The following is a 7,655-nucleotide window of genomic DNA, read 5'->3' on the forward strand; positions in this document are numbered from 1 at the left end:
GATGGTTCACTAATCCAAATAGCTCCTGATGGGACTCGTAGAACTCTCCTTAGTGGTAATGGACTAGAGTCGGCTACTGCTCTGACTATAGGTCCTGATGGTGCAATTTATGTTTCTAGTAAAGGCGATCGCGCTGGAGTTGGACAAGTTCTGAGGATCGATCCAAAAGCAAAAGTTCCTGAATCAAGTTCTGCATTGAGCGTCCTGGGGTTTGGTGCTCTAGGAGTAGGTTCATTTTTAGTACGCAAACGCAGTACAGATGTAGGTAAACTGTGAACAACGCTCACAAGAGCGATCGCTACGTAACTGCTTGCGTATCTATTTAGTTGCAGTTCAACCAGGCTTGACTAAAATAAAACTCAAAGAAATGTCAAGCCTATCGTGTATTCCCGCCAACTGACTTATCACTCATAGCGAGAAGTAAAATGAGAGTATGCACTCCTTTGAGATAATTAGGGAACTGCAAAAAATGTCAAATTATCATTTCCAATTGCCCCATATGCACATTACTTGGCAATTGGCGGCTGACATCCATGAGATGAACTCCCTACTTTGTGTGGTGTTGCTACCGGAGCGTAAGCTGTGAGTGTCACTTCCCCGTTCTTATCAATTATCCACCCCTGCGCTTCTACAATCTGAGTCGGGCGTGAGAAATTATTCCCCCGCTCCCCTGTTCCCCTACTCCCTTGCTCCCCCTCGTCCCCTCGTCCCCAAGGTACAGCAACCAGTCGCCAATCTTCCCACACGGCATCACTATTGAGCGTGTTGTTAGGAGAGGGAGGTAAACCACCACGTCCAATATACGTGAAACTACTGTTTGCCGTTTGAGCGCAGATATTTTCGTCTACTAAACTTGCCACATCCACCACATCTATTGTTAGTGGAACTAATCCTCTTCTGGGATCGATATCGAGGCTGTTAATTTGCAGTCTACCACTCAACTCAGGAGTTGCCCCTTTGGCAGTAATATCACTTGTTTGTGAGGAAGGTACATTCCTGGGCTGGATACCAAAGATACCAGCAGCATTATTAATGGTGATATTCCCACCACGAAAGTTTTCCGAATCAGCGCGGATGTCGCTATTTTCATTAGCAAGGGCGATGATGAAACCATTTTTAGCATCAATGGTAATACTGCCACCAGTGATATTGTCTCCACTAGCGTTAGTGGTGATACTACTACCACGACGCAGTAGTAATAGGGGTGAATTGAGAAAGATATTTCCCCCACCACCAGTAGTATTAGCGTTAATTTCGGTTGCGTTGTCTAACAGGATAGAGTTAGCATCTACAGTTATGTCACCTGCCTTCCCTTTTCCACCAATTGTGCTAGCACTTACACTTGCCCCATCTTGAACCAGTAATTCACGAGTGTTAATCGTCAAGTCACCTGCATTGCCTGTACCTTCAGCTTGAGCAGATAAGAAGCTGCTAAAGCGACCATTATTGGAGCGACCAATCACTTGTACACTATTAGCAGTGACAGCCAAATTCCCCCCCTCACCTGCACCACGTGTGCCAGTACTTATAAATGCTCCATCTCGAATTCGTAATTCACGAGTGTTAATCGTCAAATTACCTGCATTGCCTGTACCTTCAGTTTGAGTAGACAAGGCGCTGGCAACGCGCTCATCGGCAGAAATACCAACCACTTGTACACTATCAGCAGTGACAGCCAAATTCCCCCCCTTACCAGCACCAAATGTGCCAGCACCAACCTGTGCCCCACCTCGAATCAGTAATTCACGAGCTTGAATATCTAAATTCCCCCCCTTGCCAGCACCAGATGTGCTAGCACTGACAATTGCCCCATCTTGAACCAATAATTCACGAGTGTTAATCGTCAAGTCTCCTGCATCCCCACTAGCGCGGCGGTTAGCTTGAGCATTCAAGTTGCTGGCACGACCATCAGTAGAAGTACCAATCACTTGTACGCGATCGGCAGTGACAGCCAAATTCCCCCCGTTACCTGTACCAAATGTGCCAGCACTTACAAATGCTCCATCCCGAATTAGTAATTCACGAGTGTTAATCGTCAAGTCTCCCGCATTGCCTGTACCTTCAGTTTGATTAGACAAGGCGCTGCTACTACCACCGGCAGTACCAATCACTTGTATGCGATCGGCAGTGACAGCCAAATTCCCCCCCTTACCTGTACCAAATGTACCAGCACCAACCTTTGCCCCATCTCGAATTAGTAATTCACGAGTGTTAATCGTCAAGTCTCCCGCATTGCCTGTACCTTGAGTTTCAGTAACCAAGGTGCTGAAGCTACCTTGCCTACCAATCACTTGTACACTATCGGCAGTGACAGCCAAATTCCCCCCCTTACCAGCACCAAGTGTGGCAGCACCAACCTGTGCCCCATCTCGAATTAGTAATTCACGAGTGTTAATCGTCAAATTACCTGCATTACCTGTACCTTGAGCTAGAGCAAAAAAGTTGCTGCCACGACCAATCGCTTGTACGCGATCGGCAGTGACAGCCAAATTCCCTCCCTTACCAGCACCAAATGTGACAGCAATAACCTGTGCCCCATCTCTCACCAGTAATTCACGTGTGTTAATCGTCAAGTTACCTGCATTCCCGGTTGCCTTTGGGTAAACAACAGTACTTAAGCCACTGAATTGACCAATTGCTACCGACTCAGTAGCATTCACTACCAAGTCTCCCCCCTGTTTTGCCCCCAGAGTACTTGTCTCTATCCTTGAACCATTTGTGACGGTGACACGTCTGCCTTGTACTTGAATCTCACCACCACCTTCCCCGCTTGCATCCACGATTGCCCTTTGGGATAATTGAATATTCCCAAAATTTTGCACGCCACCGTAGCCCAAAGCAAAACCAAAGTTAGTCGGTGTGAGGCTAACTAAATTACTTCCGGCGACAGAGCCTAATTCTATCCTTCCACCAGCAGTTTTGAGTGTTGCCCCTTCTAAATTAATCTCTCCACCGACTAACGCTAAAGTTCGAGCGGGTTGCACTCGCAATGCATCTTGTGTATCAATGATGGGAGAATTAAAACCTCTTGCTCCCCGACCATCACCCCGTACCTGAATCAAACCAGGATTCGCTCCAAATTGCAAACCCACGGGTACATTAATCGTTAATAAAGGTGTAGGTTGAGGATTTTTGGCACTAAATTCTAATCCATCGGCAAATTTCATACTATTGGCAGATGTGGCAAAAAAAGAACCGCCAATATTAACCCGTGCATTCTCACCAAAAATAACGCCGTTCGGATTAATCAAAAACAGATTTGCCGTACCTAAGCTGCGAATTAACCCATCAATATTAGAAATAGAATTACCCGTTACCCGACTAATAATATTTTGAATATCTGCTTTATTGTTAAACAAAGCCGTGCTGTTAGTAGGGACAGAAAATTCGGAAAAACTGTGGAAAAGATTGCTTCCAGCTTGCGTTCCACCCTCAATAATTGTGGTGTTGCCTTCTAATTTGACATTAGAATTATTCGGGAGAGTAGCATCCGGCGTAATTTGGGCAATAGCGCAATTAGCACAGAGCACGATCGCACTAGCGAACTGACAAGTTAGGGCTTGGGCGATAAGCGAAGCGCAGCGCGAGTACGCGATACTCCTTCGGAGTCGCTTTGAGAACGCAATTCCTGTCGTCCTTTGTCCTTTATCATTAGTCGTTTGTAAGAGTTTCAGGTGCATTTACATTTTGTAACCTATTTCTGTGTATTCCTGCCAACTGACTTATCACTCATAGGGAGAAGTAAAATGAGAATATGCACTCCTTTGAGATGATTAGGGAACTGCAAAAAATGTCAAATTATCATTTCCAATTGCCCCATATGCACATTACTTGGCAATTGGCGGCTGACATCCATGAGATGAACTCCCTACTTTGTGTGGTGTTGCTACCGGAGCGTAAGCTGTGAGTGTCACTTCCCCGTTCTTATCAATTATCCACCCCTGCGCTTCTACAATCTGAGTCGGGCGTGAGAAATTATTCCCCCGCTCCCCTGTTCCCCTACTCCCTTGCTCCCCCTCGTCCCCTCGTCCCCAAGGTACAGCAACCAGTCGCCAATCTTCCCACACGGCATCACTATTGAGTGTGTTGTTAGGAGAGGGAGGTAAACCACCACGTCCAATATACGTGAAACTACTGTTAGCCGTTTGAGCGCAGATATTATCGTCTACTAAACTTGCCACATCCACCACATCTATTGTTAGTGGAACTAATCCTCTTCTGGGATCGATATCGAGGCTGTTAATTTGCAGTCTACCACTCAAGTCAGGAGTTGCCCCTCTGACAGTAATATCACTTGTTTGAAGGGAAGGTTCGTTCTTAGGTTGAATACCAAAGATACCAGCAGCATTATTAATGGTGATATTCCCACCACGAAAGTTTTCCGAATCAGCGCGGATGTCACTATTTTCTGATGGTACGGCAATGATGAAACCATTTCGAGCATCAATAGTGATATTGCCACCAGTGATATTGTCTCCACTAGCGTTAGTGGTGATACTACTACCACGGCGCAGTAGCAATAGAGGTGAATTGAGAAAGATATTTCCTCCTCCGCCTGTGGTGTCAGCGCTTATTTTTGCGCCGTTGTCAAGACGGATAGAGTTAGCCTGTACTGTAAGGTCGCCCGCACTTCCTGATTCAGCACTGCTCGCAGTTAGTCTACTTGCTGAACCTTGATTGCCTACTCTCAGTTTGCCATAAATATCGGTCGGCTCGCTGGCAAATTGAGCGAGTCGAGTCAAGTAAGTTGGATCGCTATCTCTTATTGTCACACTGCCAGTGGCATTAAGAGTAATGCTACCCGCAGTCCCACTACCAGATGTGATAGCACTCAGTTGTCCACCCGACAATGCCTCAAAAGTATTTGTATTGACTCTAATTGCTCCTCCTCTTCCACTGGCTGTAGTGCGAGCATCTACAAGAGAACCGTTGGAAATACTAAAAGTGTTTGTATTCACCGCGATCTCACCGCCAACACCAGAGGAATTGGTACTGGTAAATATACCACTCTCCACTCCATCTACAAACTTAGGAGGGGAATTAAATCGAGGTGGGATATTGTTCTGAAAAAGGTTGGTAGGAGCTACTGTTGTATTAGTCCCAGACACACTGATATCTGTTGTCTTGATGAGGATATTACCAGCTTTTCCTTCTCCTGAAGTTACTGCATTGAGCTGAGCACCATCTGTTAATAAGAGCGATCGCGCTGTGATGTTAATCCCTTGAGCGTCCCCAATTGCCCCTTTTTGTACGGCTGTAGAGATGTCACTATCAACCAAGGAAATCGTACCCGTAGTCTGCACAGAAACTCCGCCAGCATTTCCTTGTCCTTGAGTGCTCGCAGATATCAAAGATTGATAAGAGGAAACAGATCCTGCACGAATATCTATATCTCCCGCTTTACCCTTTCCATTAGTAAACAGTCTAGTCGTAATAAAACTTTGGTCAAGCAATAAATCATCCGTAAGATAGATTGATATATTGCCACCATTTCCCTCTACTTTATTTCCAGGAAGTTCGTCGTCACCCACTCCAGTAGCCAAAAAAGAGCCATTTATTAACTGGAGAGACGGCGCTTTGACTATAATATCACCTCCATTGCCTTTAATCGTGTTATTACTTGGAGTGCAACCAACGGCGATTAAAGAGCAGACTCCAACGTTGCTGAATGCGCTACCTTTATCAAAGAATACGCGATCGCCAGCATTAATAGTTATATCCCCAGCATTTCCCCGTTGTCCATTGGCGCTGGAAGCTAAAAAAGATTCATTGGTCACGGAAAGTGACCCAGTATTGATAGTGATATCGCCTGCATCCCCCTCACCTTGAGTGTTGGAAATCAGTTGAGCGCCATTCGTTAGTAAGAGCGACCCACTGCTGATTTTGATGTCACCTCCATCACCCTTGACTGCTATGGTAGAAATAAAGGGAAGCAGATTCACATCAGTATATACTTTCGCCCCATTCTCAAAGGAGACAGTATCACGGGCATCAATAGTTATATTTCCTGCATTTCCCTGCCCATTGGCACTGGAAGCTAAAAAAGATTCATTAGCCACAGAAAGTGAGCCAGTATTGATAGTGATATTACCAGCATTTCCTACACCCGAACTACTGGCACTCAATAGGGAGTTATTTGTGACGAAAAATGACCCAGTGTTGAAGGTGAGATTGCCTGCATTTCCTACTCCTAAAGTGCTGGCACTAAGTTGAGAACCATTGGTTACGGTAAGTAATTCTGTAATGATGCTGATTGTGCCCCCATTACCTGTTCCCGTGACATTGGTATAAACTTGACCAGCCCGATTGAATAAAACTCCAGCGCGGGCATTAATAATTATATTCCCAGCGTTTCCTTGTTGTCCATTAGCGCTAGCCGCTAAAAAAGAGCCTTCAACAACAGAAAGTGAGCCAGTATTGATAATAATATTACCCGCATTCCCCTCATTTTTAGTACTGGCAAGTAGTTGAGCGCCATTTATTACCGAAAGCGACTTACTTGTTATGTTCAAATTGCCTGCTCGACCAATACCTGTTTCCCCCACATCAGTATAAGCCGAGCCGCCATCGAATGAGATGGTATCGCGAGCATTAATGGTTATATTCCCCGCATTTCCCTCCCCCTTAGTGCTAGAAGCGAGCAAAGAGTCACGATCGCTCACAAAAAGTGAACCAGTGATAATATTGATATCACCTCCATTCCCTTTGGTTGTGACATCGGTATAAGCTCGACTTCCTTTAAAGAAGGACACAGTATCGCGAGCATTAATAGTTATATTCCCAGCGTTTCCTTGTGGTCCATTAGCGCTAGCCGCTAAGAAAGAGTTATCAGTAACGGAAAGCGAGCCAGTATTGATAGTGACATTGCCAGCGTTTCCCTCTCCTTTAGTGCTAGCAAGTAGTTGAGCGCGATTTCTTAACGAAAGCGACTCACTAGTTATATTCAAGTTACCTGCTTGACCAATACCTGTTTCCGCCACATCAGTGTAAGCCGAGCCGCCATCGAATGAAATGGTATCGCGAGCATTAATGGTTATATTCCCCGCATTTCCCTCCCCCTTAGTGCTAGAAGCGAGCAAAGAGTCATGAGCACTCACAAAAAGTGAACCAGTGATAATATTGATATCACCTCCATTCCCTTTGGTTGTCACATCGGTATAAGCCCGACTTCCTTTAGAGAAGGAGACAATATCGCGAGCATTAATAGTTATATTCCCAGCGTTTCCTTGTTGTCCATTGGCGCTGGTTGCTAAGAAAGAGTTATCGGTAACGGAAAGCGAGCCAGTATTGATAGTAACATTGCCAGCGTTTCCCTCTCCTTTAGTGCTAGCAAGTAGTTGAGCGCCATTTGTTACCGAAAGCAACCCGCTAGTTATGTTCAAATTGCCTGCTCGACCAATACTTGTTTCCCCCACATCAGTGTAAGCCGAGCCGCCATCGAATGAGATGGTATCGCGAGCATTAATAGTTATATTTCCAGCATTTCCCTCCCCCTTAGTGCTAGAAGCGAGCAAAGAGTCACGATCGCTCACAAAAAGTGAACCAGTGGTAATATTGATATCACCTCCATTCCCTTTAGTTGTCACATCGGTATAAGCCCGACTTCCTTTAGAGAAGGAGACAATATCGCGAGCATTAATAGTTATATTCCCAGC

Annotated in this window: 2 protein-coding genes and 1 pseudogene; 1 reads left to right on the plus strand and 2 read right to left on the minus strand. The window is 45.4% G+C overall.

Annotated elements, in window-relative coordinates; all coding sequences use genetic code 11:
• A pseudogene (locus ACKTT2_RS01130) lies at positions 1-276 on the plus strand (ScyD/ScyE family protein); the annotation flags it as partial.
• A 230-nt stretch (positions 277-506) separates the two neighbouring features.
• On the opposite strand, the gene ACKTT2_RS01135 reads toward ACKTT2_RS01130, so the two are convergent.
• Positions 507-3,680, minus strand: coding sequence for a two-partner secretion domain-containing protein (locus tag ACKTT2_RS01135; RefSeq protein WP_407883111.1), 3,174 nt, complete (start codon positions 3,678-3,680; stop codon positions 507-509).
• A gap of 147 nt (positions 3,681-3,827) precedes the next feature.
• On the minus strand, positions 3,828-7,655 hold a 3,828-nt coding region (locus ACKTT2_RS01140), incomplete at its 5' end, for a beta strand repeat-containing protein (protein WP_407883113.1).

This window comes from Scytonema hankhaensis NUACC26 (assembly GCF_045865695.1).
In the GTDB taxonomy this organism is placed as follows: Bacteria; Cyanobacteriota; Cyanobacteriia; order Cyanobacteriales; family Nostocaceae; genus Scytonema.